Origin of the sequence: Streptomyces sp. NPDC085524, assembly GCF_044541755.1 — a bacterium.
Taxonomy (GTDB): Bacteria; Actinomycetota; Actinomycetes; order Streptomycetales; family Streptomycetaceae; genus Streptomyces.
This window is the reverse complement of record NZ_JBITTH010000007.1, coordinates 62,816-87,653: the sequence shown is the minus strand read 5'-3', so window position 1 is coordinate 87,653 and position 24,838 is coordinate 62,816. Positions and strand designations below refer to the sequence as shown.

General features: G+C 70.6%; 23 protein-coding genes. 10 read left to right on the top strand and 13 right to left on the bottom strand.

All coding sequences use genetic code 11. The features are described 5' to 3' along the window. Positions 1-78: 78 nt before the first annotated feature. The 5 genes from ACIGFK_RS12510 to ACIGFK_RS12490 all read right to left on the bottom strand — a co-directional run bounded on the left by ACIGFK_RS12510 (position 79) and on the right by ACIGFK_RS12490 (position 5,114). Positions 79-1,176, bottom strand: coding sequence for an LOG family protein (locus ACIGFK_RS12510; protein WP_400051473.1), 1,098 nt, complete (start codon positions 1,174-1,176; stop codon positions 79-81). 25 nt (positions 1,177-1,201) lie between these two features. Further along, positions 1,202-2,275, bottom strand: a complete 1,074-nt coding sequence (locus tag ACIGFK_RS12505; RefSeq protein WP_376655701.1) for a hypothetical protein — start codon at positions 2,273-2,275, stop codon at positions 1,202-1,204. After that, positions 2,257-3,045: an ABC transporter ATP-binding protein gene (locus tag ACIGFK_RS12500; RefSeq protein WP_376655702.1), complete on the bottom strand. Its 789-nt coding sequence runs from the start codon at positions 3,043-3,045 to the stop codon at positions 2,257-2,259. The genes ACIGFK_RS12505 and ACIGFK_RS12500 overlap by 19 nt, the downstream gene beginning before the upstream one ends. Positions 3,046-3,245: 200 nt before the next feature. Next, on the bottom strand, positions 3,246-4,607 hold the full coding sequence (locus ACIGFK_RS12495; protein ID WP_376655703.1) for an aspartate aminotransferase family protein: 1,362 nt from the start codon (positions 4,605-4,607) through the stop codon (positions 3,246-3,248). 3 nt (positions 4,608-4,610) lie between these two features. Then, positions 4,611-5,114: an Lrp/AsnC family transcriptional regulator gene (locus ACIGFK_RS12490; protein ID WP_007266859.1), complete on the bottom strand. Its 504-nt coding sequence runs from the start codon at positions 5,112-5,114 to the stop codon at positions 4,611-4,613. 168 nt (positions 5,115-5,282) lie between these two features. On the opposite strand from ACIGFK_RS12490, the gene ACIGFK_RS12485 reads away from it, so the two are divergent. The 3 genes from ACIGFK_RS12485 to ACIGFK_RS12475 all read left to right on the top strand — a co-directional run bounded on the left by ACIGFK_RS12485 (position 5,283) and on the right by ACIGFK_RS12475 (position 8,541). Beyond that, positions 5,283-6,722, top strand: a complete 1,440-nt coding sequence (locus ACIGFK_RS12485) for a gamma-aminobutyraldehyde dehydrogenase (RefSeq protein ID WP_376655704.1) — start codon at positions 5,283-5,285, stop codon at positions 6,720-6,722. Between the two features lie 100 nt (positions 6,723-6,822). Next, positions 6,823-8,001, top strand: coding sequence for a spermidine/putrescine ABC transporter substrate-binding protein (locus ACIGFK_RS12480; RefSeq protein WP_386464821.1), 1,179 nt, complete (start codon positions 6,823-6,825; stop codon positions 7,999-8,001). A gap of 75 nt (positions 8,002-8,076) precedes the next feature. Beyond that, positions 8,077-8,541: a hypothetical protein gene (locus ACIGFK_RS12475; RefSeq protein WP_386464824.1), complete on the top strand. Its 465-nt coding sequence runs from the start codon at positions 8,077-8,079 to the stop codon at positions 8,539-8,541. Between the two features lie 8 nt (positions 8,542-8,549). Here the strand turns inward: ACIGFK_RS12475 and ACIGFK_RS12470 are convergent, their stop codons facing one another. The 5 genes from ACIGFK_RS12470 to ACIGFK_RS12450 form a co-directional block, all read right to left on the bottom strand. Next, a complete protein-coding gene (locus ACIGFK_RS12470) occupies positions 8,550-9,749 on the bottom strand; it encodes a serine hydrolase domain-containing protein (RefSeq protein ID WP_386464827.1) in 1,200 nt (399 codons plus the stop codon). Positions 9,750-9,896: 147 nt separating this feature from the next. Then, complete coding sequence (locus ACIGFK_RS12465; RefSeq protein WP_400051469.1) at positions 9,897-10,577, bottom strand: response regulator; 681 nt, start codon at positions 10,575-10,577, stop codon at positions 9,897-9,899. Continuing rightward, complete coding sequence (locus ACIGFK_RS12460) at positions 10,574-11,653, bottom strand: sensor histidine kinase (protein ID WP_376655735.1); 1,080 nt, start codon at positions 11,651-11,653, stop codon at positions 10,574-10,576. The genes ACIGFK_RS12465 and ACIGFK_RS12460 overlap by 4 nt, the downstream gene beginning before the upstream one ends. A gap of 86 nt (positions 11,654-11,739) precedes the next feature. After that, positions 11,740-12,429, bottom strand: a complete 690-nt coding sequence (locus ACIGFK_RS12455) for a glycerophosphodiester phosphodiesterase (protein WP_400051468.1) — start codon at positions 12,427-12,429, stop codon at positions 11,740-11,742. A gap of 21 nt (positions 12,430-12,450) precedes the next feature. Beyond that, on the bottom strand, positions 12,451-13,476 hold the full coding sequence (locus tag ACIGFK_RS12450) for an adenosine deaminase (RefSeq protein WP_376655710.1): 1,026 nt from the start codon (positions 13,474-13,476) through the stop codon (positions 12,451-12,453). A gap of 111 nt (positions 13,477-13,587) precedes the next feature. Between ACIGFK_RS12450 and ACIGFK_RS12445 the strand changes: the two genes are divergently transcribed. Then, entirely contained in the window at positions 13,588-14,295 is a 708-nt protein-coding gene (locus tag ACIGFK_RS12445; protein ID WP_400051465.1) for a DUF4190 domain-containing protein, read from the top strand. A 27-nt stretch (positions 14,296-14,322) separates the two neighbouring features. Here the strand turns inward: ACIGFK_RS12445 and ACIGFK_RS12440 are convergent, their stop codons facing one another. From ACIGFK_RS12440 to ACIGFK_RS12430, 3 genes are all read right to left on the bottom strand, one after another. After that, positions 14,323-15,909 carry a TROVE domain-containing protein gene (locus tag ACIGFK_RS12440; RefSeq protein ID WP_400051464.1) on the bottom strand — a complete coding sequence of 529 codons (1,587 nt, stop codon included), beginning with the start codon at positions 15,907-15,909 and terminating at the stop codon, positions 14,323-14,325. Between the two features lie 422 nt (positions 15,910-16,331). Next, positions 16,332-16,763, bottom strand: coding sequence for an NUDIX domain-containing protein (locus ACIGFK_RS12435; protein ID WP_376655713.1), 432 nt, complete (start codon positions 16,761-16,763; stop codon positions 16,332-16,334). Continuing rightward, a complete protein-coding gene (locus ACIGFK_RS12430) occupies positions 16,760-17,338 on the bottom strand; it encodes an NADAR family protein (protein ID WP_376655714.1) in 579 nt (192 codons plus the stop codon). The genes ACIGFK_RS12435 and ACIGFK_RS12430 overlap by 4 nt, the downstream gene beginning before the upstream one ends. 194 nt (positions 17,339-17,532) lie before the next feature. Here ACIGFK_RS12430 and ACIGFK_RS12425 point away from each other — a divergent pair, with 194 nt between their 5' ends. The 6 genes from ACIGFK_RS12425 to ACIGFK_RS12400 all read left to right on the top strand — a co-directional run bounded on the left by ACIGFK_RS12425 (position 17,533) and on the right by ACIGFK_RS12400 (position 24,755). Next, positions 17,533-19,047 carry a gamma-aminobutyraldehyde dehydrogenase gene (locus tag ACIGFK_RS12425; RefSeq protein ID WP_400051733.1) on the top strand — a complete coding sequence of 505 codons (1,515 nt, stop codon included), beginning with the start codon at positions 17,533-17,535 and terminating at the stop codon, positions 19,045-19,047. A 48-nt stretch (positions 19,048-19,095) separates the two neighbouring features. After that, positions 19,096-20,346, top strand: a complete 1,251-nt coding sequence (locus ACIGFK_RS12420; protein WP_400051462.1) for a spermidine/putrescine ABC transporter substrate-binding protein — start codon at positions 19,096-19,098, stop codon at positions 20,344-20,346. 77 nt (positions 20,347-20,423) lie between these two features. Continuing rightward, positions 20,424-21,572, top strand: a complete 1,149-nt coding sequence (locus ACIGFK_RS12415) for an ABC transporter ATP-binding protein (RefSeq protein WP_376655716.1) — start codon at positions 20,424-20,426, stop codon at positions 21,570-21,572. After that, positions 21,569-22,507: an ABC transporter permease gene (locus tag ACIGFK_RS12410; protein WP_376655717.1), complete on the top strand. Its 939-nt coding sequence runs from the start codon at positions 21,569-21,571 to the stop codon at positions 22,505-22,507. The genes ACIGFK_RS12415 and ACIGFK_RS12410 overlap by 4 nt, the downstream gene beginning before the upstream one ends. Beyond that, positions 22,507-23,316, top strand: a complete 810-nt coding sequence (locus ACIGFK_RS12405; RefSeq protein ID WP_400051459.1) for an ABC transporter permease — start codon at positions 22,507-22,509, stop codon at positions 23,314-23,316. The genes ACIGFK_RS12410 and ACIGFK_RS12405 overlap by 1 nt, the downstream gene beginning before the upstream one ends. A gap of 23 nt (positions 23,317-23,339) precedes the next feature. After that, positions 23,340-24,755, top strand: coding sequence for an NAD(P)/FAD-dependent oxidoreductase (locus ACIGFK_RS12400; RefSeq protein ID WP_376655719.1), 1,416 nt, complete (start codon positions 23,340-23,342; stop codon positions 24,753-24,755). Positions 24,756-24,838 lie beyond the last annotated feature (83 nt).

The window sequence follows — 24,838 nt, the reverse complement described above, 5'->3', positions numbered from 1 at the left end:
AGGGCTCCGTTCACGTCTGGCAGGTTTTGCGGTACCTCTGCCAGACGTGAGAACGGGCCGCGAAGTTGCCTCGGAAGCTCAGCTCATCGAGGCGAGGACGTCCGCGACCTCGTCCACCGAATCGACGAGCGCGATCCGCGACTCCATCGCCCGGCCGCGCGCCAGCGCGTGCAGCAGCGGCCACACCGGGAGGTGCTCGGTCCAGTGGGCCCGGTCGACCAGGACCATCGGCGCCGGCTCGCCCCGCGACCCGTAGTAGTTCGGAGTCGCGCTGTCGAACACCTCCTGGACGGTGCCCGCCGCGCCCGGCAGGAAGACCACGCCCGCGTCGGAGCGGGCCAGCAGCCCGTCCTCCCGGGTGGCGTTCGCGAAGTACTTGCCGATGTGCGAGGCGAACGCGTTCGGCGGCTCGTGCCCGTAGAACCAGGTCGGGATGCCCACCGATGCGCCACCACCGGGCCAGCGCTCCCGCACGGCGAAGGCGGCACGGGCCCAGTCGGACACCGACGGCTCGAAGGACGGGGCCTTGGCCAGCAGCTCCATGGCCTCCGGGAGGGCCTCGTCGGCCGCCGGGGACAGGTAGGCGCCGAGGTTGGCGGCCTCCATGGCGCCCGGCCCGCCGCCGGTGGCGACCGTCAGCCCGGACCGGGTCAGCGCCCGGCCCAGCTGGGCCGCGCCCCGGTACGCAGGACCGCCGCGGGCCATGGCGTGGCCGCCCATCACGCCGACGACCCGGGCGTCGGCGAGGTGCTCGTCGAGGGCGTCCGAGACGGCGTCGTCGTGGACGGAGCGCAGCATCGAGGAGAAGACGTCCCCGTCGGCCTTGGTCTCCTGGAACCAGGCGTACGTCTGGCAGTCCGGGGTCGCCCCGTACCCGTCGGGCAGCCCGGCATAGAGCTCCTCGGGGGTGTAGAGCGGGCCCCGGTACGGGTCGAAGGGCAGGTCGGGGACGGGAGGGAAGACCAGCGCGCCGTCGGCGCGGACCTTCGCGGCCGCGTCGGGCTCCATCGGGCAGCCCAGGAACACGGCCGCCGCGGTGTCGGCGGACAGCAGCGCGAAGGTCCGCTCCAGCAGGTTGACCGACTGGATCCGGTAGCCGCCGAGCGAGCCGCGGGCCGCGACCCGGTCGAATTCGGCGAGCGTCTCGATCTCGGTGTCGATGTTTCCGTTGACCATTCGGCCCACCCTAAGCGCTGCCCTCTCAGCGGCTCAGGGCCAGCGAGGTCAGCTGCGCCACACCCCAGCTGAGCGGCAGGCACACGGCCACGAGCGCGCCGGCCCGCAAACTCGCCGCCGTACGCAGGACCTTGGGCGGGGCACCCAGCCCGGTCAGCGCCTCGCGGGCCGCGGTCCGGGTCTGCCGGGCCTCCACCGCGGATGTGAGAAGGGTCGCGGCCGCGCACACGGCCACCAGGGCGGCGGCCGCCCCGGACAGCGGGCCGAGCGGCACGAGCAGCCCGCCCCCGTCGGGCAGGGCCGTCGCGGTCAGGGCACCCGCGCCGACCGCGCACAGCACCCCGAGCGGAGGGCCGAGCCGGGACGCCTCCTCCTGGAGGGCGCGTCCGGCCAGCAGCCGGAGTGCGCCCGGGCGCACGGCCTGGACGAGGGCGCCGCAGGCATAGGCGAGGCCCGGTCCGGCGAGGGCGAGGCCGACCGCGGTCAGTGACCAGCCGGTCAGCGCCCCGGTCCCGCTGCGGCCCGCGTACGCCTGGACCGCGAGCCCGCAGGCCGTCAGGGCGATGCCCCAGGGCAGCCCGGTCTGCGGGGCCATGGACGGCCGGGGACGCAGGGTGAGGACGGTCGCTGCGGAAGCGGTGAGGGGGACCAGCGCCAGCAGGGTGAGGGCAGCGGCCACGGGCAGCGGCTGCTCGGCGTGCAGGAGCCCGGCCCCGGCGCCGTCGAACGGCAGCCCGGACAGGTCTCCGCGCAGGTGGAGGAAGACGGCCAGCGCGAGGGCGCTGCCGAGGGTGCAGGCGACGGCGGTGGAGACCGCCGCGACCAGGGTGAGCCGTACGGGTCCCAGACCGGCGGCGTCCAGCCCTGCGCGGGGGCGGGTCGCGGGGTCGGTGCGGGCCACGGCGGCGGCGAAGTGGACGGTCGCGGCGAGCGGGACCAGCGCCCACAGCAGGCGAGGGAACGATCCGGCAGGCCGGACCACGGCCTCCTGGAGCACGTACAGCAGCAGGAACCCGCTGCCGGCCGAGGCGGCCGCGACGAGGAGCCGGCGCAGCTGGACCAGGGGCCGGGAGCCTCGGGCTAGGCGGAGAGCGAGCACGCGGCCTGCCCCTCCGACGTTTCGGGACCGGAGGAGGGGGCGGCCGGCGCGGCCCCGGCCCAGCGGCCGTCGAGCAGGGCGAGGCGGCGGTCCGCGACGGCGGCGCTGTCCTCGTCGTGGGTGGCCAGCAGCACGGTGATCTCGTGCGAGCGGGCCGCCGTGGTGAGCGTGCGGAGCAGCAGGGCGCGGTCGGCCTGGTGCAGCGGGGCCGTCGGCTCGTCGGCGAAGATCACCGCGGGCTGGTGGACGAGCGCCCGGGCCAGGGCCACCCGCTGGGACTCGGCCCGCCCCAGGGCGGTGGGCCGCTTGCGGGCGGAGCCGCCGATGTCGAGGCGTTCCAGCCATTCGCACGCGGCGTGCTTCGCACTGCGGTGGGAGGCGCCGGCGAGCAGCAGGGGCAGGGCCGCGTTCTCCCAGACCTTCAGCTCGGGCAGCAGCTGCGGCTCGGGGCCGATCCAGCCGAACCGGTCGCGGCGCAGCCGTTCCCGGGCCAGCGCGCCCATGGTGTGCACGGGGACGCTGTTGAACCAGACCTCGCCCTGTTCCGGCCGCAGCTGCCCGGAGAGGCAGCGCAGCAGGGTGGTCTTGCCGCTGCCGCGGGGACCGGTCAGGGCCAGGATCTCGCCCTGGCGCACTCCCAGGGAGATCCCGGCGATGCCGGGCGATCCTCCCCCAGACTTCGTCCGGGGGGACCCGCTGTGGGAGTACTGAAGGGACCGTGCCCACAGGACGTCATTGTCAGGCGGGGCATTGTCCGGTGGAGCCACCATGGCGTACACCTCCGTCCGGGGGAACGAAGCGGAGCCCGTTCGGTCACTGGCGCCGCATGGAGATGTAAAGAGATGAACGTCTTGGATGGTGACAGCACACGGCCCGGACCCCCGCCTTCTCACTCGAAAGGGGGATCCGGGCCGTGTGGTTCGGACTATTTACAGTCCGGGCGGACGGGGTGGTCCGGGTACAGCTCGGGTTAGAGCTTGGTCCACGCCTCGGTGAGCACCGAGCGCAGGATGCCTTCGATCTCGTCGAAGGTGCCCTGGTCGGCGATCAGCGGCGGGGCCAGCTGGATGACCGGGTCGCCACGGTCGTCGGCGCGGCAGTAGAGGCCGGCGTCGAACAGGGCCTTGGAGAGGAAGCCGTAGAGCACGCGCTCCGTCTCCTCGTCCGTGAAGGACTCCTTGGTGACCTTGTCCTTGACGAGCTCGATGCCGTAGAAGTAGCCGTTGCCGCGGACGTCGCCGACGATCGGCAGGTCGAGCAGCTTCTCCAGCGTCGAGCGGAAGGCGTCCTCGTTGTCCAGCACGTGCTGGTTGAGGCCTTCCTTGTCGAAGATGTCGAGGTTGGCGATCGCCACCGCCGAGGACACCGGGTGTCCGCCGAAGGTGTAGCCGTGCAGGAAGGTGTTGTCACCCTTGTAGAACGGCTCGGCGATGCGGTCCGAGACGATGCAGGCACCGATCGGGGAGTAGCCCGAGGTCATGCCCTTGGCGCAGGTGATCATGTCCGGCACGTAGCCGAACTTGTCACAGGCGAACATCGTGCCGAGGCGGCCGAAGGCGCAGATCGTCTCGTCGGAGACGAGCAGCACGTCGTACTCGTCGCAGATCTCGCGGACCCGCTGGAAGTACCCGGGCGGCGGCGGGAAGCAGCCACCGGCGTTCTGCACCGGCTCGAGGAAGACGGCGGCGACGGTGTCGGCGCCCTCGAAGAGGATCTCCTGCTCGATCTGGTCGGCGCACCAGCGGCCGAAGGCCTCGGGGTCGTCGCCGTAGATCGGGGCGCGGTAGATGTTGGTGTTCGGAACCTTGTGCGCACCGGGCACCAGCGGCTCGAAGGGGGCCTTCAGGGCCGGCAGACCCGTGATGGACAGGGCGCCCTGCGGGGTGCCGTGGTAGGCGACCGCACGCGAGATGACCTTGTACTTGGTGTGCTTGCCCTGCAGCTTGTAGAACTGCTTGGCGAGCTTCCAGGCGGTCTCGACCGCTTCGCCGCCACCGGTGGTGAAGAAGACCTTGTTCAGGTCGCCCGGAGCGTAGTCCGCCAGGCGCTCCGCGAGCTCGACGGCCTTCGGGTGGGCGTACGACCACACGGGGAAGAAGGCGAGCTGCTGCGCCTGGTTGAAGGCGACCTCGGCCAGCTCCTTGCGGCCGTGGCCGGCGTTGACCACGAACAGGCCGGCGAGGCCGTCGAGGTAGCGCTTGCCCTTGTCGTCGAAGATGTAGGTGCCCTCACCGCGCACGATGGTGGGGACGGGTGCGTTCTCGTACGACGACATGCGGGTGAAGTGCATCCACAGGTGGTCGTACGCGGTCTTGGAGAGGTCCTGGCTCACGGGCTATCGAGTTCCCCACATGTAGGTCTGCTTCTTGAGCTTCAGATAAACGAAGCTTTCGGTTGATCGCACGCCGGGGAGCGTGCGGATCTTCTTGTTGATCGTTTCGAGCAGGTGGTCGTCGTCCTCACAGACGATCTCCACCATCAGGTCGAACGATCCCGCGGTCATCACCACGTATTCGCACTCGGCCATGGCGGTCAGTGCGTCGGCCACCGGGTCGAGGTCTCCCTCGACGTTGATGCCGACCATTGCCTGGCGCCGCAGGCCCACGGTGAGCGGGTCGGTGACGGCGACGATCTGCATGACGCCCTGGTCGAGCAGCTTCTGTACGCGCTGGCGTACGGCGGCTTCGGAGAGGCCTACGGCCTTGCCGATCGATGCATAGGGACGGCGTCCGTCCTCCTGCAGTTGCTCGATGATCGCCAGGGACACAGCATCGACCGAAGGGGACGGTTGTCTGTTCCTGGAATCTGCGCTTCGACTGACCACGACCTCACTGTGCACGAGGGTCGTCTGTTCCGCAAGACGGATTCGATGAAATCCGTTGTTTGCTGACTCAGATCTCACCGATTTCGTAGTTGGTGGCGTCCGGGTCTGTCGAAAGCGTCGCCAGAGGGGCTAGGCTTGGGATTCGTCTCAATCGTTGGACATGTGATCAGGAGTGTGGCTGTAGTGACCACCGAACTGCGTCGTCTGCGCAACTACATCGGCGGGGAGTTCAAGGACGCTGCCGACGGGCGGACCACCGAGGTGGTCAATCCGTCCACCGGCGAGGCCTTCGCGACGGCTCCGCTCTCGGGCCAGGCCGACGTCGACGCGGCCATGGCGGCCGCCGCGGCCGCCTTCCCGGGCTGGCGCGACACCACGCCGTCGGAGCGCCAGAAGGCGCTGCTGAAGATCGCGGACGCCTTCGAGGCGCGCGCGGACGAGCTCGTCGCCGCCGAGTCGGAGAACACCGGCAAGCCGCTGGGCCTCACGGCCAGCGAGGAGCTGCCGCCTATGGTGGACCAGATCCGCTTCTTCGCGGGTGCCGCCCGCCTGCTGGAGGGCCGTTCGGCCGGCGAGTACATGGAGGGGATGACCTCGATCATCCGCCGTGAGCCCGTCGGTGTCTGTGCCCAGGTCGCGCCGTGGAACTACCCGATGATGATGGCCGTGTGGAAGTTCGCCCCGGCGATCGCCGCGGGCAACACCGTGGTGCTCAAGCCCTCGGACACCACCCCGGCCTCCACCGTCCTGATGGCGGAGATCATCGACTCGATCCTGCCCAAGGGCGTCTTCAACGTCATCTGCGGCGACCGCGAGACCGGCAAGGCCATGGTCGAGCACAGCACCCCGGCGATGGCCTCCATCACCGGCTCGGTGCGCGCCGGCATGCAGGTCGCCGAGAGCGCCTCGAAGGACGTCAAGCGCGTCCACCTGGAGCTCGGCGGCAAGGCCCCCGTCGTCGTCTTCGAGGACGCCGACATCGCCAAGGCCGTCGAGGACATCGCGGTCGCCGGCTACTTCAACGCCGGCCAGGACTGCACCGCGGCCACCCGCGTGCTCGTGCACGAGTCGATCCACGACGAGTTCGTGACCGCGCTCGCCAAGGCCGCCGCGGACACCAAGACCGGCCAGCCGGACGACGAGGACGTGCTGTACGGCCCGCTGAACAACCCGAACCAGCTCAAGCAGGTCGCGGGCTTCATCGAGCGCCTCCCCGCGCACGCCAAGGTCGAGGCGGGCGGCCACCAGGTCGGCGACAAGGGCTACTTCTACGCCCCGACCGTGGTCTCCGGCCTCAAGCAGGACGACGAGATCATCCAGAACGAGGTCTTCGGCCCCGTCATCACCGTCCAGTCCTTCACGGACGAGTCCCAGGCCGTGGAGTACGCGAACGGCGTCGAGTTCGCCCTCGCCTCCTCCGTGTGGACCAAGGACCACGGCCGCGCGATGCGGATGTCCAAGAACCTCGACTTCGGCTGCGTGTGGATCAACACCCACATCCCGCTCGTCGCCGAGATGCCGCACGGCGGCTTCAAGAAGTCCGGCTACGGCAAGGACCTCTCCGCCTACGGCTTCGAGGACTACACGCGCATCAAGCACGTCATGACCTCGCTCGACGGCTGATCGGCGGCCTCGCCGCACTGATCACAGCACAGCACTGAAGGGGCGGGCAGTAGACACCTTGTCTATTGCCCGCCCTGCGGCGTTCACCGAGGCTTTGGCCATGCCTCGACTCGACCTCTCCCGCCGCGACGCGCTGCGCGGCCTCGGTGCCGCGGGACTGCTCGCCGCCCTCACGGGCTGCGGTGTGCCGGCCGCCTACGTCCCGGAGGAGCAGCGCGCGGGCGCGGACCGCTCCGAGCGCGAGCAGAGCGTGGTCTTCTCCAACTGGCCGCTCTACATCGACACCGATGACGAGGACGAGGAGAGCCGGCCGACGCTGGACTCCTTCTCGAAGCAGACCGGGATCGAAGTCCGGTACTCCGAGGAGATCAACGACAACGACGAGTTCTTCGGCAAGATCAGCCCCGCCCTGATGAACCACCAGGAGACCGGCCACGACCTGGTCGTGGTCAGCGACTGGATGGCCGCCCGCTTCGTCCACCTGGGCTGGGCCCAGAAGATGGACCGCTCGGCGCAGGCCAACGTCTCCCGCAACCTGGACCCGCAGCTGCGTTCCCCCGCCTTCGACGAGGGCCGGCTGCACACCGTCCCGTGGCAGTCGGGGATCACCGGCATCGCCTACAACCGCAAGGCCCTGGGCCGCGAGATCAAGTCGGTCAAGGACCTGTGGCAGCCGGATCTCGCGGGCAAGGTCACCCTCTTCTCCGGCCTGGACGAGTCCTTCTCGCTGCTGATGCAGGGCAACGGGGTGGACGTCACCCGCTGGACCGAGTCCGACTACCACCGGGTGTGCGACCAGGTCGAGGAGCTGGTGCGCAAGAAGCACATCCGCCGCTTCACCGGCAACGACTACACCTCCGATCTGAGCAAGGGCGACGTGCTGGCCTGTCAGGCCTACTCCGGCGACGTCATCCAGCTCCAGGCCGACAACCCCGACATCGAGTTCGTGGTCCCCGAGGAGGGCGCCGAACTCTGGGCGGAGAGTCTGCTCATCCCCAACATGGCCCGGCACAAGGCCAATGCCGAGGCGCTGATCGACCACTACTACGACCCGGAGACGGCCGCGGCGCTCGCCGCATCCGTCAACTACGTCTGCCCCGTCCCGGCCGCCCGCGAGGTCCTGGCCCGCTCGGAGGACAAGGAGACCGCCGAACTGGCCGAGAACCCGCTGATCTTCCCCGACGAGGAGATGCGCAAGCGGCTGGCCGTCGCACGTGACATCTCCACGGCCGAGCGCCGCACCTTCGCCAAGCGCTGGAACGCCATCGTCGGACTCTGAGCACCCCGACGGTCGAGTTGAACGCGTTCAGATAATTGGCTGAACGCGTTCAACTCCAGGTGTACGCTTCCTGGCATGAGCGAGAGAAGCGCCCTTGAGCGGCGGATACGCGCCTGGCTGGTCCTGTTCCTCGTCTGCCTGGTGCTGAGCGGACTCACCGCCTTCCCTCTGGTGAGCGAACTCCGCTGGGCCAACGCCCTGATGGACAACGAGTGGCTCCGGAGGGTGGGCGACGGGCTGGACCGGGCCGACGCCGAGTACCCCTTCCTCCTCTACGGCACCGACTGGCTCGCCTTCGCCCACCTCGTCATCGCCGTCTTCTTCTACGGCGTCCACCGCGACCCGGTCCGCAACATCTGGATCGTCGAAGCCGGCATGATCGCCTGCGCCGGAGTGATCCCCCTGGCCCTGATCTGCGGACCCATCCGCGGCATCCCCGTCTGGTGGAGCGTCATCGACATGTCCTTCGGCGTCTTCGGAGTGATTCCCCTGCTGGTCCTGCGCCGCATGATCAAGCGCCTCGAGGCGATGCCCGCCTGACCCGGGGCCTACTTCGCGAAGGCGGCCATCACGATGCCGAACGCCACCGGGTTCATGTCCTCGCCCTTCGCGTTCGTGGAGTTGACCGAGTAGACCAGGGTGCGGGAGAGGTCGCGGGTCGCGCCTATCGCAGTGTTGTAGCCGTACCGGCCGCCCGACTTGCCCCACGCCACCGTGCCGTCCGGCAGGACGATCCTGGACAGGCCCGCCGTCAGCGTGGCGTCCTTCCCGTTGCCGAAGTTCTTCACTGCGGGCACCGTGAACATCTCCTCCAGTTGGGCCTTCGGCACGATCTGCCCGCTGAACAGGGCTATGGTGAACCGCTCCAGATCGGCCGTGGTCGAGATGATGTCCCCCGCCGCCCACCGGTCCGAGGAGTTCCACTCCGTCACGTCCCGCAGCTCCCGGGAGCCGTCCGCCTTCTCGACCGCCTGGTAGCCCCGGTTGTGCGGGCCGTGGATCTTCGTCTGCGTCCGGGCCGGGAACGAGGTCTGGCGCAGACCCAGCGGCTTCAGGATCCGCCGGGCGACCGCGTCCTCGTACGAAGCGCCCGTCACCTTCTCGATGAGCACGCCCAGCACCGTGTAGTTGATGTTCAGGTAGTGCTGGGCCGAGCCCGGGGTGAACTCCGGCACCTTCGCGAAGGCGTTGGCCAGCTGATCGTGCGGGTCGGTCACATCGAAGCGGTGCGCCCACTGCGCCTCGAAGGAGTCGCCCGGGCCGTCCGCCGCCGGTATGCCGCTCGTGTAGTTGAGCAACTGCCGCACGGTGACCGTGCCGTAGGCATCGGGGACCGTCCCCGGCAGGTACCACCGGACCGGCCGGTCCAGATCCACCCGGCCCTCGGCCGCCAGCTGGAGCACCACGGCCGCCGTGAAGGTCTTGGTCACCGACCCGGCCCGGAACCGCCCCTGCGCGGTGGCCTCCCGCCCGGTGGCGATGTCCGCGACACCGGAACTGCCCCGCCAGCTGCCGCTCGTACCGCCCACCCGGACCAGCGCGGCCGTCGCGTCCTTGTTCTGCGCCCCGAGCCCGGCGATCGCCCGCTCCAGCGCCGCGGCGTTCGGCGGGGTCGGCACCAGGGGCGCCGTGGCCCCCGCAGACGCAGACGGGGACGCGGGCGCCGGGGCGGCGTGTGCGACGACGGGTCCGGACGCGATGCCCAGGACCAGAGCGGCGGCGATCAGTGTGCGCGTACGAGCCTTCATGATGGGATCCCCCTCTGACTTCACCGGGCCACTGCGGCCCCGATGACTCAATGCTGCAGGTCAGAGGGGTGGTTGAGGATCACCACAGAGAGGGGTCTTTCGCGGTACGACAACTCACCGGCCAGAGGGAGGCGACACGCCGTCCCCTCACTCTCCGGAGGGAGTACCCGCCGCGATCAGCCCCGTCTCGTACGCGCATATCACCGCCTGGATCCGGTCGCGCAGCCCCAGCTTCGCCAGCACGTTCCCCACGTGCGACTTCACCGTGTGCTCGCTCACCACCAGGGCCGCCGCGATCTCCGCATTCGACAGCCCCCGCCCCAGGTGCAGCAGCGTCTCCCGCTCCCGGGCCGTCAGCGCCTCCAGCCGCTCCGCGGCCGCCGGGGCCACGGCCGGCTGCCGGGCCGTCACCGCCGTGTACTCCTCGATCAGCCGCCGCGCCACCGAAGGCGCCAGCAGCGACTCGCCCGCCGCCACCACCCGTACCGCATGCACCAGATCGTCCCGCCGCACGTCCTTCAGCAGGAACCCGCTCGCCCCCGCGTGCAGTGCCTCGTACACGTACTCGTCCGAGTCGAAGGTCGTCAGCATCACGGTGCGGCACGCGCTCTCCGCGGAGATCGTCCGGCACGCCTCGATCCCGTCCAGCACCGGCATCCGGATGTCCAGCAGCGCCACGTCGGGGGAGAGCCGGCGCACCGCCTCCACCGCCGCCGCGCCGTCCCCGGCCTCCGCCACGACCTCGATGTCGTCCTGGACGTCCAGGATCATCGCGAACCCGCTGCGCACCAGCTCCTGGTCGTCGGCGACCACCACACGGATCGTCAAGTCCCCACCTCCTGCGGCGAGGTTACAAGGACCACCCGCACGGCGAACCCGGCGCCGCCCGGCCCCGGACCGGACTCCACCGCTCCGCCGTGCGCCGCCGCCCGCTCGCGGATGCCGATCAGGCCGTGCCCGCCGGAACCACCGCCGCCGGGCCCCCGGCCGTCGTCCCTGACCGTCACGGTGAGGGCCGCGTCCCCGTACTCCAGGCGTACGTCCACCACCGAGGCCCCGGCGTGCTTGACCACGTTGGTCAGCGCCTCCTGCACCACCCGGTGCACCGTCGCCCCGAGCGCGGCCGGCAGCTCGCGCACCGCGCCCGTCCGCTCGTACGACACCCTCAGCCCGCTGGCCCGTACCCGGTCCACCAGCTCCGCCAGCTCGGCGATGCCCGGCTGCGGGCTCCTCGGAGCGGCCTCGGAGGTGCGCAGCACGCCCAGCATCGCGCGCAGCTGCGCCATCGCGTCGCGCCCGGTCTCCGCGATCGCGTCGAAGGCCGCCTCGGCCCGCTCCGGGGCCCTGCGGACGGCCACCGGACCGGCCTCCGCCTGCACGATCATGATGCTGACCGCGTGCGAGAGGATGTCGTGCATCTCCCGGGCGATGCGGGCCCGTTCGTTCGCCGCGGCCTGCTCCGCCTCGATCCGGTTGGCCCGCTCCAGCTCGGCGGCGCGCGCTTCGACGGCCTCGGTGTACGCCTGCCGCGTGTGCTGGAGCCGCCCCAGGGCGTACGCCGCGGCCGAGACGAAGAGGGTGAAGAGCAACTCCCGCGCCGAACCCGTGTCCCAGCCCACCGACAGGGCGACCGCGACCGCGGTGGCCACGCCCACGGCCGCCCGGACCCGGGGCGTGCACTGGAGGGCGACCGTGTAGAAGGCGATGAGGCCCGCGTACGGCAGCGGCTGCCCCGGCCCGTCGAGCGTGACCTTGTAGATCCCCCCGACGACGGTGATCGCCGCCAGCACGGTGACCGGCGCCCTGCGCCGCCAGATCAGCGGCAGCACGGCGAGCGTGGTCATCGCGTACGAGCCCCAGGTCGCGGGCGGCAGTTCGGGCGAACGGGGCACGACGAACGGCATCGTGACGGCCAGCTGCACGAGCACGGTCAGGCCCAGGTCCTGCCACCGCCGGTCGGCGCCGCGGATCCCGTCGCGGAAGGCGCGTATCACCGCCCGAGCCCGGCCCGTACGGCGGCCAGCGCGTCCAGGCGGTTCGTGGTGACGGAATCGACCCCGGCCTTGAGCAGCGCCTTCATCGTCTTCTTGGTGTCCGCCGTCCACGCCGACACCAGCAGCCCGTCCCGGTGCAGGGCGTCGGTGAGCTCCCGGCTCACCAGCCCGAAGCGGTAGTTGAGCCAGCGCGGGGACACCGCGTCGATCAGCACCCGGCGCGGCGGCGACAGCGTGGTCCAGGTCAGCGCGATCTCCGCGGCCGGATCGGCGGAGCGGACGGCCAGCATGGTGTTCGGGCCCGCGCAGTAGTACGTCCGCTCGCGCGCCCCGCACTCGTGGACCTGGCCCACGACGGTGCGCACCGACTCCGCCGTGGCACCCGGCAGGTCGATCATCAGCCGGCCCGCCCCGGCCTCCATCAGGGCCTCTCGGAGGGTCGGGACCCCGCCCCCGGTGAGCTCCCGCAACTGCGTGGCCGTGACGGCGTCCAGACGCACGTCGTGGCCCCACAGCCGCTGGAGCGTTTCGTCATGGAGCAGGACCGGCACCCCGTCACGGGTCAGCCGGACGTCGATCTCGACCGCGTCCGCTCCGCGTGCGAACGCGGAGCGGATCGAGGCCAGGGTGTTCTCACGGACACGGTAGGGATCGCCGCGGTGGCCGACGGCAGTAAGGGTGCTCATGTCCCCATTGTCGACGGGACGTCAGGGGGCGAGCCAGGCGGTGGTGTACGTGTCGATCTCGGCGCTCAGCCGCGCCTTGCCCGCCTCGTCGAGGAACGAGGCCTCGACGGCGTTCTTGGCGAGCTGGGCGAGCCCGCGCTCGTCCAGGTCGAGGAGGCGGGCGGCCACCGCGTACTCGTTGTTGAGGTCGGAGCCGAACATCGGCGGGTCGTCGCTGTTGATGGTGACGAGCACGCCCGCCGCGACCATCTCCTTGACGGGGTGCTGGTCGAGGTCCGCGACCGCGCGCGTGGCGATGTTGGAGGTCGGGCAGACCTCCAGCGCGATGCGGTGCTCGGCGAGGTACGCGAGGAGCTCCGGGTCCTTGGTGGCGCTGGTGCCGTGGCCGATGCGCTCGGCGCCCAGCTCGCGGATGGCGTCCCAGATGGTCTCGGGGCCGGTGGTCTCGCCGGCGTGCGGCACGCTGCGCAGGCCTGCGGCGCGGGCGGCGTCGAAGTACGGCTTGAACTGCGGCCGCGGGACGCCGATCTCGGGGCCGCCGAGGCCGAAGGAGACCAGGCCCTCGGGGCGGAAGTCGACGGCGAGGCGGGCGGTCTCGGCGGCGGCCTCCAGGCCGGCTTCGCCGGGGATGTCGAAGCACCAGCGCAGGACGACGCCGAGTTCGGCCTCGGCGGCCTTGCGGGCGTCCTCGATGGCCTCCATGAAGGCCTTCGCGTCGATGCCGCGGCGGGTGGAGGAGTACGGAGTGATGGTCAGCTCGGCGTAGCGGATGTTCTGCCGCGCCATGTCACGGGCGACCTCGAAGGTCAGCAGCCGGACGTCCTCGGGGGTGCGGATCAGGTCCACGACCGACAGGTAGACGTCGATGAAGTGCGCGAAGTCGGTGAAGGTGAAGTAGTCGGCGAGCGCCTCGGGGTCGGTGGGGACCTTCGAGTCGGGGTGCCGGGAGGCGAGTTCGGCGACGATGCGCGGGGACGCCGAGCCGACGTGGTGGACGTGGAGTTCCGCCTTGGGCAGCCCCGCGATGAAGGGGTGCAGGTCGGTCATGGGGATGCCTCCGGGAAAGACGCTGGTGCGGGCAGGTCGGCATTCATCGTAGGCAGACCGGTGACCGTCAGCGGCAGCGCTTAGCATGGCCGTACGAGAGGGGGGCTCCGTATGACCGAGAACAATCCCGAGCCGCGAGACCCGTGGGCTCCGCCCGAGCAGCCGGCGGTGGAGCTGGGCAAACCGCAGGGCCCGCACCCCGCGCACGGGGTGCAGCCGGGCGCGTCCGGTGTGTCTGGTCCGCCTTCCGTGCACGACCAGCCCACGGTCATCGGGATGCCGGGGGCCGGGTCGCCCGCGGAGTCTCCCGTGCCAGGGACCGCGTCCGCCGCGTACGGCTATCCGGCGCAGCCCGACCCGAACGCCCACGGCTACGCCTACCCCGGTCCGGCCGCCCAGCCGACGTACGGGTACCCCGGCCAGCCCGGATACCCCGGCCAGGGCGTGTACCCGGGCCAGCCGGGATACCCGGGCTACGCCTCGTACCAGCCCTACGGGATGCCGAAGAGCAACGGCTTCGGCATCACCGCCCTCGTCCTCGGCATCCTCTCCGTGGTGGGCTGCGTCACCAGCTTCATAGCCATCGCCGTCGGCATCGCGGCCGTGGTCTTCGGCGCCCTCGGCAAGGGCAAGGCGAACCGCGGCGAGGCCGACAACGGCGGGATGGCGCTGGCCGGCATCATCCTCGGCGCCATCGGCATCGTGCTCGGCGGGCTGCTGCTCGTCGTCGGCATCAGCGCCCTCATCGACCGGGGTCCGCTCCCCGACGGCCCGTACGACAGCCCGTACTCGAACTCCCAGAACCGCGAGAAGGTCTGACCGGACCCCGGCCCGGCGCCGCGCCGCCTAGGCCCAGGGCCAGTCGGCGTCCTGGCCCGCCTCGATCAGGGACACCATGCGGAACGCCCCGTCGGTGAGCCCGCCGAAGACGTGCCGGTTCCCGGAGCCGGAGGGCGCGTGGCCCACCCGGTACCCGGCCAGGTTCCAGGTGTACACCGGGACCGTGGCCGGCACCTGCTGCGTCGGGTCGCCGCCGTAGCCGTACGAGGCGGCCTGCTCGTCGGTGACGATCAGCACCCGGTCGTGGCCCCGGTAGTGCTCCTTCACGGCCTGCGCCGTATTGGTGCCACCGAGGTCCCCGAACCGCTCCAGCACCTTCAGCACGGACTCGCCCCGGGCGTACGGGACCACCGCGCTGGTCGTGCCGAACTGCACCAGGTCGGCGTGCTCGGCCCGCAGCGCCAGCGCCGCGCCGAAGACCGCTGCGGCATCCGCCCGGTTGAGCTCGGAGCGGTCGGACAGCCGGCTCCACATCGACCCGGACCGGTCGACGAGCACCAGTGTCCGGCCGGGCAGCGCCGGCACGTTCGCCAGCGAGTGCCCCAGCGCCTGCTCCAGCGGGTACGCCCAGCGCAGCGAGGGCGCGTGCTGGTAGGCCGCCAGGTAGCGGAAGGGGAACTGCCGGGACCGGGCGACGACCTCCGGGTCGGAGATCTTCGCCGCGACCCGTGCGGCCACCTCGTCCGAGACCCCGGCGTGGTCGAAGTTGCGCAGGTTGCGCAGCAGCGCCATCGCGCCCATGGACGGGATGACCGCCTCCCAGGCGGCCGCGTCCATCGGCCCCTGCAGCCATCCGGCGAGCGCCTCCCAGGTCATGCCCGCCTCGGCGAGGCGCTCCGCGCCGTCCGGGCCGAGCACCACACCGCGCCGCTCCGGGACCGGCAGCTCCATCAGGGCCCGGTGGGCGGCGAGGGTGCGGCTGCCGTCCGGGATCTGCGCGTCCTCGGGGTTGTGCCGGCGGTCGAGGGCGTGCCGGAACAGCTCTCCCTGCCAGGGCTTGGCCGGGTCGGGGGAGGCGTGCACGAGGTTGAGGACGTCACCGAAGCGATAGGCCCTGGAGGGCGTGTCGTACTTCAGCAGGGAGGTGGCGGAGTAGAGCCGGCGCACGGCGTCGGCGATGCCGCGCTTGACGGGCTTGGGCACGTTGCGCCCGTGGGTGGCCGTCCAGTACGCGAGCAGCTCGCCGGGCTCGTCCGGGCGCTGCAGTACGGAGTCCACGACCTGGCGGTTCGAGGGCCCGTCGGTGGCGCCCGCGTCGAGGCGTGCCTTGACGTACTCGGCGGCGCCGACGAGGGAGGCCGTGCGCATGTTGGCGTCCCCGCGGAGCCAGTGCAGCAGGCCGGCGGTCCACGCGGGGTCCTCGACGGCGAGCCGGCGCACGAGTGCCGCGAAACGGTCGTCGCGGGCCTCGCCGCTCTCGTAGAAGGTCCGCTGCGTCACGAAGTTGGCGACGGCGAGCAGGAACAGCTCGGAGCGCGCATCGCGTTCGTACCCGGGGCCGCCCTCGCCGGTGCGGGCGCGGCGGGTCGAGAGGACGGGCGAAGTGGGCGCGGCGGGCGGCGCCTTGAGCCTGCGCAGGTTGAAACGAGCCATGGTGAATCCCCCCGAATTCAAAGGAAAGCGGGGGAGGCGTGACGCGGGGGATGTCCGAGGTCGAAGTCGGCGACGGACTGTGTCGACTGCTCTACCGAACTGAGCTACCGGCCGTGGCCGGGCGGGATTCGAACCCGCGACCCGTTGATCCGGAAGTAGCCGTCACCTGCGCACCGGACATCCCCCACGCGTGCCTCCCGAGATCAAGGTGGCGGCGGCGTGGGATTCTCTGGAAAGAAGGAGCCGCAGCCCGCGCACCGGGAGGTGCGTGACGTAGGTGTCCAGAGATCGAAGCCGGCGAAACCACAAGGTGCTCTACCAGCTGAGCTACACCGGCCGAAGCCGGTGACGGGACTCGAACCCGCGGCCGCCCGATCATGAGTCGAAGTAGGTCTCGCCTTCGCACCTGGACGAGCATCACGTTAGGCGGCGGGGGCGGGATCCACCACGCAATTACTGAGCAGCGTCGGCACCATGACCGACTCCCCGTCCGTGCCCCGCGACAGCGGCACCCAGATCAGCCCCGCCATCCGCGGGCAGTCGCACTCCAGGTCCGGGTCCACCCCGAGCACCGGCTCGCCGGGCTCCACCTCCACGCGGAAGCAGGAGGTCCAGCCGGACGGGTAGGGGGCCTCGTACGCGAAGCGCACGCCGAGGGCGCGCAGCCCCACCTCCTCGGCCACCTCCCGCCGGACCGCTTCCTCCGGCTCCTCGCCCGGCTCCAGGCCGCCGCCCGGCAGGGTCCAGTACTCCGGCCCGTCGTGCCGCCCCGTGGGGCCCAGGCCCCGCTCGCGCACCATCAGCACGCAGCCGTCCCGGATGATCACGGCGGCGACCCGGCGCCGGTCCGTCACGCCCCGCCCCAGGCCCCGCCCGACGCGTCGCCCTGCCGGAGCCGCTCGCGGGCCTCCATCAGGGCGAAGCCCAGCAGGTTCAGCCCCCGCCAGCGCGCCGGGTCCAGGGCGCGCTCGTCGTCGGCCGCGAGCCCGATGCCCCAGATCCGGTCCATCGGGCTGGCCTCGACGAGCACCCGGTCCCCCGTGCCCAGCAGGTACGCGGCCAGCTCCGGCGTGGAGGAGAACTTGTGCACGCTGCCCTCCACCACGATCCCGAACCGCTCGCGCTCCCATATCCCGTTGTCGAAGCCGCGCACGAGCCGCCCGGCCTTCTTCGCCTCGGCCGGAGTCCGGGCCTCCAGGGCCGCCCGCTCCGCTTCCGCGTCCCCGAACAGCCGTGCTTTCCCGGCCATCATCCAGTGCTCCGCCGTGGCATACCGGACGTCACCCACAGTGAATTCGGACGGCCACCACTGACTCAGACAGCTCGGGCCGAGGCTTCCGTCCGGCCTCGGACGGTGTCCCCAGAACGGCAGGAACTTGACCCGCTCACCACGGCTGACCTGCTCCGTCAGCTTCTCGATCATCTCCATGCACGCGAGTCTGACAGTCGCCACTGACACTTCGTACGGGATTTCGGGCGCGCCTCGACACATGGTCGACCGATTCCGTCGCGTAATCAAAAGGCAACAACGGAATCACTTGGCCGAGTGGTTCTCCTCTGTCAGGATCGGCACTCAATTCGAGCTGTAGCTCGAACTGTAGCTACGGAGAGCGTGAGAGCGTGATGGGCAACCGCTTCCAGGTCGAAGACCGCTTCGCAGACGGCGCGCAGTACATCGACGGACAGCTGAGGGCCGGGACCTCCGGCCAGTCACACACCGTGGTCGATCCCGCCACCGGCAAAGAGGTCCTCACCTACGAGCTGGCGAGCACCGCGGACGTCGACGAGGCCGTCGCCGCCGCCAAGCGGGCCTTCCCGGCCTGGTCCGGCGCCACCCCGGGCGAGCGCTCGGACGCGCTGCACCGGCTGGCCGCCGTACTGGCCGAGCAGGCCGAGGACTTCGCGTACGCGGAGTCCCTCCAGTGCGGCAAGCCGATCAGGCTGTCCACGGAGTTCGACGTGCCGGGGACCATCGACAACACCGCCTTCTTCGCGGGCGCCGCCCGCCACCTCCAGGGGCAGGCGGCGGGCGAGTACTCGGGCGACCACACCTCTTACGTGCGCCGCGAGGCCATCGGGGTCGTCGGCTCCATCGCACCCTGGAACTACCCGCTCCAGATGGCCGCCTGGAAGATCCTCCCGGCGATCGCCGCGGGCAACACCATCGTCCTCAAGCCGGCCGAGCTCACCCCGCTGACCTCCCTGATGTTCGCGCAGGCGGCCAAGGAGGCGGGCCTGCCCGACGGCGTGATCAACATCGTCACGGGCGCCGGCCGCACGGCCGGAGAACACCTGGTCGGCCACCCGGACGTGGTCATGACCTCCTTCACCGGCTCCACCGCGGTCGGCAAGCGGGTCGCCGAGGTCGCCACCGCCACCGTCAAGCGGCTCCACCTGGAGCTCGGCGGCAAGGCCCCCTTCGTGGTCTTCGACGACGCAGACCTGGAGGCCGCCGCCAACGGGGCCGTCGCCGCCTCCCTCATCAACACCGGCCAGGACTGCACGGCCGCCACCCGTGCCTACGTCCAGCGGCCGCTGCACGACGCCTTCGTCGCCCGCGTCGCCGAGCTGATGGAGACCGTCCGCCTCGGCGACCCCCTCGCCGCCACCACCGACCTCGGCCCGCTGGTCTCGCACGCCCAGCGCGACCGCGTCGCCGGCTTCGTCGAGCGCGCCCGCGGCTACGCCACCGTCGTCACCGGCGGCGAGATCCCCGGCGGGGACCTCGCCGAGGGCGCGTACTACCGGCCCACGCTGATCGCCGGTGCCGCCCAGGACAGCGAAGTGGTCCAGTCCGAGATCTTCGGCCCCGTCCTCGTCGTCCTGCCCTTCGACACCGACGACGAGGGCATCGCGCTGGCCAACGACACCCCGTACGGGCTCGCCGCCTCCGCCTGGAGCCGTGACCTCTACCGGGCGAACCGGGCCACCCGTGAGATCCAGGCGGGCTGCGTCTGGGTCAACGACCACATTCCGATCATCAGCGAGATGCCCCACGGCGGCTACAAGGCCAGTGGATTCGGAAAGGACATGTCCGTCTACTCCTTCGAGGAGTACACGCAGGTCAAGCACGTGATGTTCGACAATACGGCGGTTGCCGCGAAGGACTGGCACCGCACGATCTTCGGGGACCGATAAAGACACCACCGCCCGACCAGCGGTACACCTCCCGAAAGGGCACAGAGCATGGAGCAGTTCGAGCCCGACCGCCTCTCGGAGGCACAACTCGCCGCGATGCGGCGCAGCCTCACCAGCGGGCGCGGCGCCCTCACCCGCCGCTCGCTGCTGCGCGCCTCCGGCGTCGGAGCGCTCACCCTCGGCGGCCTGTCCACCCTCGCCGGCTGCGGCATCCCGCCCGCCAAGCGGGCGGGGGAGGCGGCAGCGGCGTCCGACGACCACTCGGCCCAGGAGAAGGAGATCAACTTCTCCAACTGGACCGAGTACATGGACACCAGCGACGACGAGAAGTCCCGTCCCACCCTCGAAGAGTTCACCAAGCGGACCGGGATCAAGGTCAAGTACACCGAGGACATCAACGACAACGTCGAGTTCTTCGGCAAGATCAAGCCCCAGCTCGCCGCCGGCCAGGACACCGGCCGCGACCTGATCGTCGTCACGGACTGGCTCGCCGCCCGCATCATCCGACTGGGCTGGGCGCAGAAGCTCGACCCGTCCAACCTGCCCCATGCCTACGCCAACCTGATCCCGCAGTTCCGCAACCCCGACTGGGACCCGGGCCGCGCCCACAGCTACCCGTGGACCGGCATCGACACCGTCATCGCCTACAACACGAAGGCCACCGGCGGGAAGAAGGTCGACTCCGTCACCCAGCTGCTCGACGACCCCACGCTCAAGGGCCGGGTCGGCTTCCTCACGGAGATGCGCGACTCCGTCGGCATGACCCTGCTCGATCAGGGCAAGGACCCGGCGAAGTTCACCGATGCGGACTTCGACGCCGCCGTCGGACGCCTCCAGAAGGGCGTCGACACCAAGCAGATACGCCGCTTCACGGGCAACGACTACACCGCTGACCTCGACAAGGGCGACCTCGCGGCCTGCCTCGCCTGGGCGGGCGACGTCATCCAGCTCCAGGCCGGCAACCCGGACATCCAGTACGCGATCCCGGCCCCCGGATACATCACCTCCAGCGACAACCTGCTGGTCCCCGCGAAGGCCAGGCACAAGGGCAACGCGGAGAAGCTCATCGACTACTACTACGAGCCCGAGGTCGCGGCCCAGCTGGCCGCCTTCATCAGCTACGTCTGCCCGGTCGAGGGCGTCAAGGACGAGCTGGCCAAGATCGATCCCGCGCTCGCGGACAACACCCTGATCGTCCCGGACAAGGCGATGGCCGCCAAGGCGCACGCCTTCCGCTCGCTCACCAGCGAGGAAGAGACCGCGTACGAAGAGAAGTTCGCGAAGCTCATCGGCGCCTAGGCGCCCGGCACCCCGAGCCCCTTTCGACGGCCGGGCCCGCCTCCGACCCCTCGACCACACCACCCCGGGACCCCTTCATGACTGACAAGACCGAAGGCGGCGACGTCCGCCTCTCCGGGATCAGCAAGCACTACGGCTCCTTCACGGCCGTGCAGCCGCTGGACCTGACCATCCCCCAGGGCTCCTTCTTCGCCCTGCTCGGCGCCTCGGGCTGCGGCAAGACGACCACCCTGCGCATGATCGCCGGCCTGGAGGACCCCTCCACCGGCACCGTCCACCTCGGCGACCGCGAGGTCACGGACCTGCCGCCGTACAAGCGCCCGGTGAACACGGTCTTCCAGAGCTACGCGCTCTTCCCGCACATGGACATCTTCGAGAACATCGCGTTCGGCCTGCGCCGCCGCGGCATCAAGTCGGTCAGGAAGCAGGTCGACGAGATGATCGACCTCGTCCAGCTCGGCGAGCACGCCCGCAAGAAGCCGCACCAGCTGTCCGGCGGCCAGCAGCAGCGCGTCGCCGTCGCCCGCGCCCTGATCAACCACCCGCAGGTGCTCCTCCTCGACGAGCCGCTGGGTGCCCTCGACCTCAAGCTGCGCCGCCAGATGCAGCTGGAGCTCAAGCGGATCCAGACCGAGGTCGGCATCACCTTCGTGCACGTCACGCACGACCAGGAGGAGGCCATGACGATGGCCGACACCGTCGCCGTGATGAACGGCGGCCGCGTCGAGCAGCTGGGCGCCCCCGCCGAGCTCTACGAGAACCCGGGCACCACCTTCGTCGCCAACTTCCTCGGCACCTCCAACCTCATCGAGGCCTCCGTGGAGTCCGCCGGCTCCGACGTGGTCGTATCGGCCTCCGGCACGAAGCTGCGCCTGCCCGCGGCCCGCTGCGCGACCACCCCCGCCGCCGGCGGGAAGCTGCTGGTCGGAGTGCGGCCCGAGAAGATCTCCCTGGTCCACGCCGACGAGGCGGACTCCATAGGCGCCGGCCGCAACAAGATCACCGGCCGGATCGCCGCCACCTCCTTCATCGGCGTCTCCACCCAGTACGTGATCGACAGCCAGGTCTGCCCCGAGCTCGAGGTCTACGTCCAGAACATCGAGCGGGACGCCCGCCTGGCGCCCGGCGCCGAGGTCGTCCTGCACTGGAACCCGGAGCACACCTTCGGACTGGACGCGGCCCAGGACATCGACGCGGGCATCGAGACCGTCGAGGAGGGCGCGTGACCAGCCCCGCCGTCGACACGGCGCCGCACCGGGCGCCCGCCCCGGCCGAGCCCCCGGTGCACAAGCCGTCGGTGCGCAAGCGGCTGGTCCCGTACTGGCTCCTGCTCCCCGGCATCCTGTGGCTGCTGGTGTTCTTCGTCCTGCCGATGGTCTACCAGGCCTCGACCTCGGTGCAGACGGGCTCCCTCGAGGAGGGCTTCCAGGTCACCTGGCACTTCCAGACCTACTGGGACGCCTTCACCGAGTACTACCCCCAGTTCCTGCGCTCCCTGGCCTACGCCGGCACGGCGACCGTACTGTGCCTGCTGCTCGGGTACCCGCTGGCCTACCTGATCGCCTTCAGGGCGGGCCGCTGGCGCAACCTCCTGCTGGTCCTGGTCATCGCCCCGTTCTTCACCAGCTTCCTGATCCGCACGCTGGCCTGGAAGACGATCCTGGCCGACGGCGGCCCGGTGGTCGGCGTCCTCAACAAGATCGGCTTCCTCGACGTCACCAGCTGGCTCGGCATGACCGAGGGCGACCGGGTGCTGGCCACGCCGCTCGCGGTGGTCTGCGGTCTGACGTACAACTTCCTCCCCTTCATGATCCTGCCGCTGTACTCCTCGCTGGAACGCATCGACACCCGCCTCCACGAGGCGGCCGGGGACCTGTACGCCAAGCCGGCCACGGTCTTCCGCAAGGTGACCTTCCCGCTCTCCATGCCGGGCGTGGTCTCCGGGACCCTGCTCACCTTCATCCCGGCGAGCGGCGACTACGTGAACGCCGAACTCCTCGGCTCCACGGACACCCGCATGATCGGCAACGTCATCCAGTCCCAGTACCTGCGGATCCTCGACTACCCGACGGCGGCCGCGCTGTCCTTCATCCTCATGGCCATCGTGCTGATCATGGTCACCATCTACATCCGCCGTGCGGGGACGGAGGACCTGGTCTGATGCGCAAGAACCCACTCACCTGGCTGCGGCGCAACCTCGTGGTCATCGCCGGCCTCGGCACGCTCGCCTACCTGATCCTGCCGAACGCCGTCGTCACCGTCTTCTCCTTCAACAACCCCACCGGACGGTTCAACTACTCCTGGCAGGAGTTCTCGCTCGACGCGTGGAAGGACCCGTGCGGGGTCGCCGACATGTGCGGCTCGCTCTCGCTCTCGCTCCAGATCGCCCTGTGGTCCACCATCGTGGCGACCGCACTGGGCACCGCGATCGCCTTCGCGATGGTGCGCTACCGCTTCAAGGCGCGCGGCGCGGTCAACTCGCTGATCTTCCTGCCCATGGCCATGCCGGAGATCGTGATGGCGGCCTCGCTGCTCGCGCTCTTCCTGAACATGGGCATCGAGCTGGGCTTCTGGACGATCCTGATCGCCCACATCATGTTCTGCCTCAGCTTCGTCGTCGCCGCCGTCAAGGCGCGCGTCCTGTCCATGGACCCGCGCCTGGAGGAGGCCGCCCGCGACCTCTACGCGGGCCCGGTGCAGACCTTCGTACGGGTCACCCTGCCGATCGCCGCACCCGGTATCGCGGCGGGCGCGCTGCTCTCCTTCGCGCTCTCGTTCGACGACTTCATCATCACCAATTTCAACTCGGGCAACACCGTCACCTTCCCCATGTTCGTGTGGGGATCGGCCCAGCGCGGTACGCCTGTACAGATCAACGTCATCGGCACGGCGATGTTCGTCATCGCGGTGCTGGTGGTCCTCGCCGGCCAGATGGTCGGCAACCGCCGCAAGAAGGCACAGCCCAAGTAACACCCTGTAGGGAGTTGGAAGACATGGCCCCAGTCGCCATGCGTAGTGTTGCGAAATCCCTTTCCGAAGCGAAGCCCGTCTCGTACTGGCTGGACGACCCCGGCAGGCCCGCCCCCCAGCCGGCGCTCACCTCCGACGAGCGGTGCGACCTGCTCGTCATCGGCGGCGGCTACAGCGGCCTGTGGACGGCGCTCCTCGCCAAGGAGCGGGACCCGGAGCGGGACGTCGTCCTGATCGAGAGCAAGGAGGCGGGCTGGGCCGCCTCCGGCCGCAACGGCGGATTCTGTGCGGCCTCCCTCACCCACGGCCTCGCCAACGGGCTGGCCCGCTGGCCGGGCGAGCTCGCCAAGCTGGAGGAGATGGGCGCGCAGAACCTCGACGCCATCGAGGAGGCCGTCGCCCGCTACGGCATCGACTGCGACTTCGAGCGCACCGGCGAGATCGACGTGGCCACCGAGCCGCACCAGGTCGAGGAGCTCAAGGAGCTCCTCCGGGAGGCCGAAGCGGCCGGTCTGGCCGGCTCGGAGTTCCTCGACCAGGACGCGGTGCGCGCGGAGGTGAACTCCCCGACCTTCCTCGCGGGCGTCTGGGACCGCGACGGCGTCGCGATGCTCAACCCGGCGAAGCTGGCCTGGGGCCTCAAGCAGGCCTGCCTGGACCTCGGCGTACGGATCTACGAGAACACCCGCGGCCTGAAGATGGCCTCGGCCGGCAAGGGGATGACCGTCCAGACCCCGTACGGGACGATCCTCGCGCGCCGGGTCGCCCTGGGCACCAACATCTTCCCGTCGCTGGTCAAGCGGATCCGCCCGTTCACGGTCCCGGTCTACGACTACGCGCTGATGACCGAGCCGCTGACCGAGGAGCAGGTGGCCTCCATCGGCTGGAAGAACCGGCAGGGGCTCGGCGACAGCGCCAACCAGTTCCACTACTTCCGGATCACCAAGGACAACCGGATCCTGTGGGGCGGCTACGACGCGATCTACCCCTACCGGGGGAAGCTCGACTCCGAGTACGACCACCGCCCCGAGACCTACCTCAAGCTCGCGGAGCACTTCTTCACGGCCTTCCCGCAGCTGGAGGGGGTGCAGTTCAGCCACGCCTGGGGCGGCGCGATCGACACCTGCTCGCGCTTCTCCGCCTTCTTCGGCACCGCGCACTCCGGGAAGGTCGCCTACGCCGCCGGGTACACCGGGCTCGGCGTGGGCGCCACCCGCTTCGGTGCCGACGTGATGCTCGACCTGCTGGACGGGGTCCCCACGGAGCGGACCCGGCTGGAGATGGTCCGCTCCAAGCCGATGCCGTTCCCGCCCGAGCCCTTCGCCTGGACCGGCATCACGCTCACCAAGTGGTCGCTGGCCCGCGCGGACGCCCGGGGCGGGCGCCGCAACCTGTGGCTGAGGACGCTGGACCGCTTCGGGCTCGGCTTCGACAGCTGAGGCGCGGCGTGCGCCGGGGCCTCCCACCCCGGCGCACGACCCAGGCGTACCGTTCCTTCGCCCTGTGACCCGGTTCACCGCCA

Excerpts from the sequence above, each read along its gene's own strand:
- ACIGFK_RS12500 (WP_376655702.1), bottom strand. The coding sequence starts at position 3,045 with ATGGTGGCTCCACCGGACAATGCCCCGCCTGACAATGACGTCCTGTGG.
- ACIGFK_RS12455 (WP_400051468.1), bottom strand. The coding sequence starts at position 12,429 with ATGAGCACCCTTACTGCCGTCGGCCACCGCGGCGATCCCTACCGTGTC.
- ACIGFK_RS12405 (WP_400051459.1), top strand. The coding sequence starts at position 22,507 with ATGCGCAAGAACCCACTCACCTGGCTGCGGCGCAACCTCGTGGTCATC.
- ACIGFK_RS12400 (WP_376655719.1), top strand. The coding sequence starts at position 23,340 with ATGGCCCCAGTCGCCATGCGTAGTGTTGCGAAATCCCTTTCCGAAGCG.
- ACIGFK_RS12460 (WP_376655735.1), bottom strand. The coding sequence starts at position 11,653 with ATGCCGTTCGTCGTGCCCCGTTCGCCCGAACTGCCGCCCGCGACCTGG.
- ACIGFK_RS12415 (WP_376655716.1), top strand. The coding sequence starts at position 20,424 with ATGACTGACAAGACCGAAGGCGGCGACGTCCGCCTCTCCGGGATCAGC.
- ACIGFK_RS12430 (WP_376655714.1), bottom strand. The coding sequence starts at position 17,338 with ATGGAGATGATCGAGAAGCTGACGGAGCAGGTCAGCCGTGGTGAGCGG.
- ACIGFK_RS12470 (WP_386464827.1), bottom strand. The coding sequence starts at position 9,749 with ATGAAGGCTCGTACGCGCACACTGATCGCCGCCGCTCTGGTCCTGGGC.
- ACIGFK_RS12445 (WP_400051465.1), top strand. The coding sequence starts at position 13,588 with ATGACCGAGAACAATCCCGAGCCGCGAGACCCGTGGGCTCCGCCCGAG.
- ACIGFK_RS12440 (WP_400051464.1), bottom strand. The coding sequence starts at position 15,909 with ATGGCTCGTTTCAACCTGCGCAGGCTCAAGGCGCCGCCCGCCGCGCCC.
- ACIGFK_RS12510 (WP_400051473.1), bottom strand. The coding sequence starts at position 1,176 with ATGGTCAACGGAAACATCGACACCGAGATCGAGACGCTCGCCGAATTC.
- ACIGFK_RS12425 (WP_400051733.1), top strand. The coding sequence starts at position 17,533 with ATGGGCAACCGCTTCCAGGTCGAAGACCGCTTCGCAGACGGCGCGCAG.
- ACIGFK_RS12450 (WP_376655710.1), bottom strand. The coding sequence starts at position 13,476 with ATGACCGACCTGCACCCCTTCATCGCGGGGCTGCCCAAGGCGGAACTC.
- ACIGFK_RS12475 (WP_386464824.1), top strand. The coding sequence starts at position 8,077 with ATGAGCGAGAGAAGCGCCCTTGAGCGGCGGATACGCGCCTGGCTGGTC.
- ACIGFK_RS12420 (WP_400051462.1), top strand. The coding sequence starts at position 19,096 with ATGGAGCAGTTCGAGCCCGACCGCCTCTCGGAGGCACAACTCGCCGCG.
- ACIGFK_RS12480 (WP_386464821.1), top strand. The coding sequence starts at position 6,823 with ATGCCTCGACTCGACCTCTCCCGCCGCGACGCGCTGCGCGGCCTCGGT.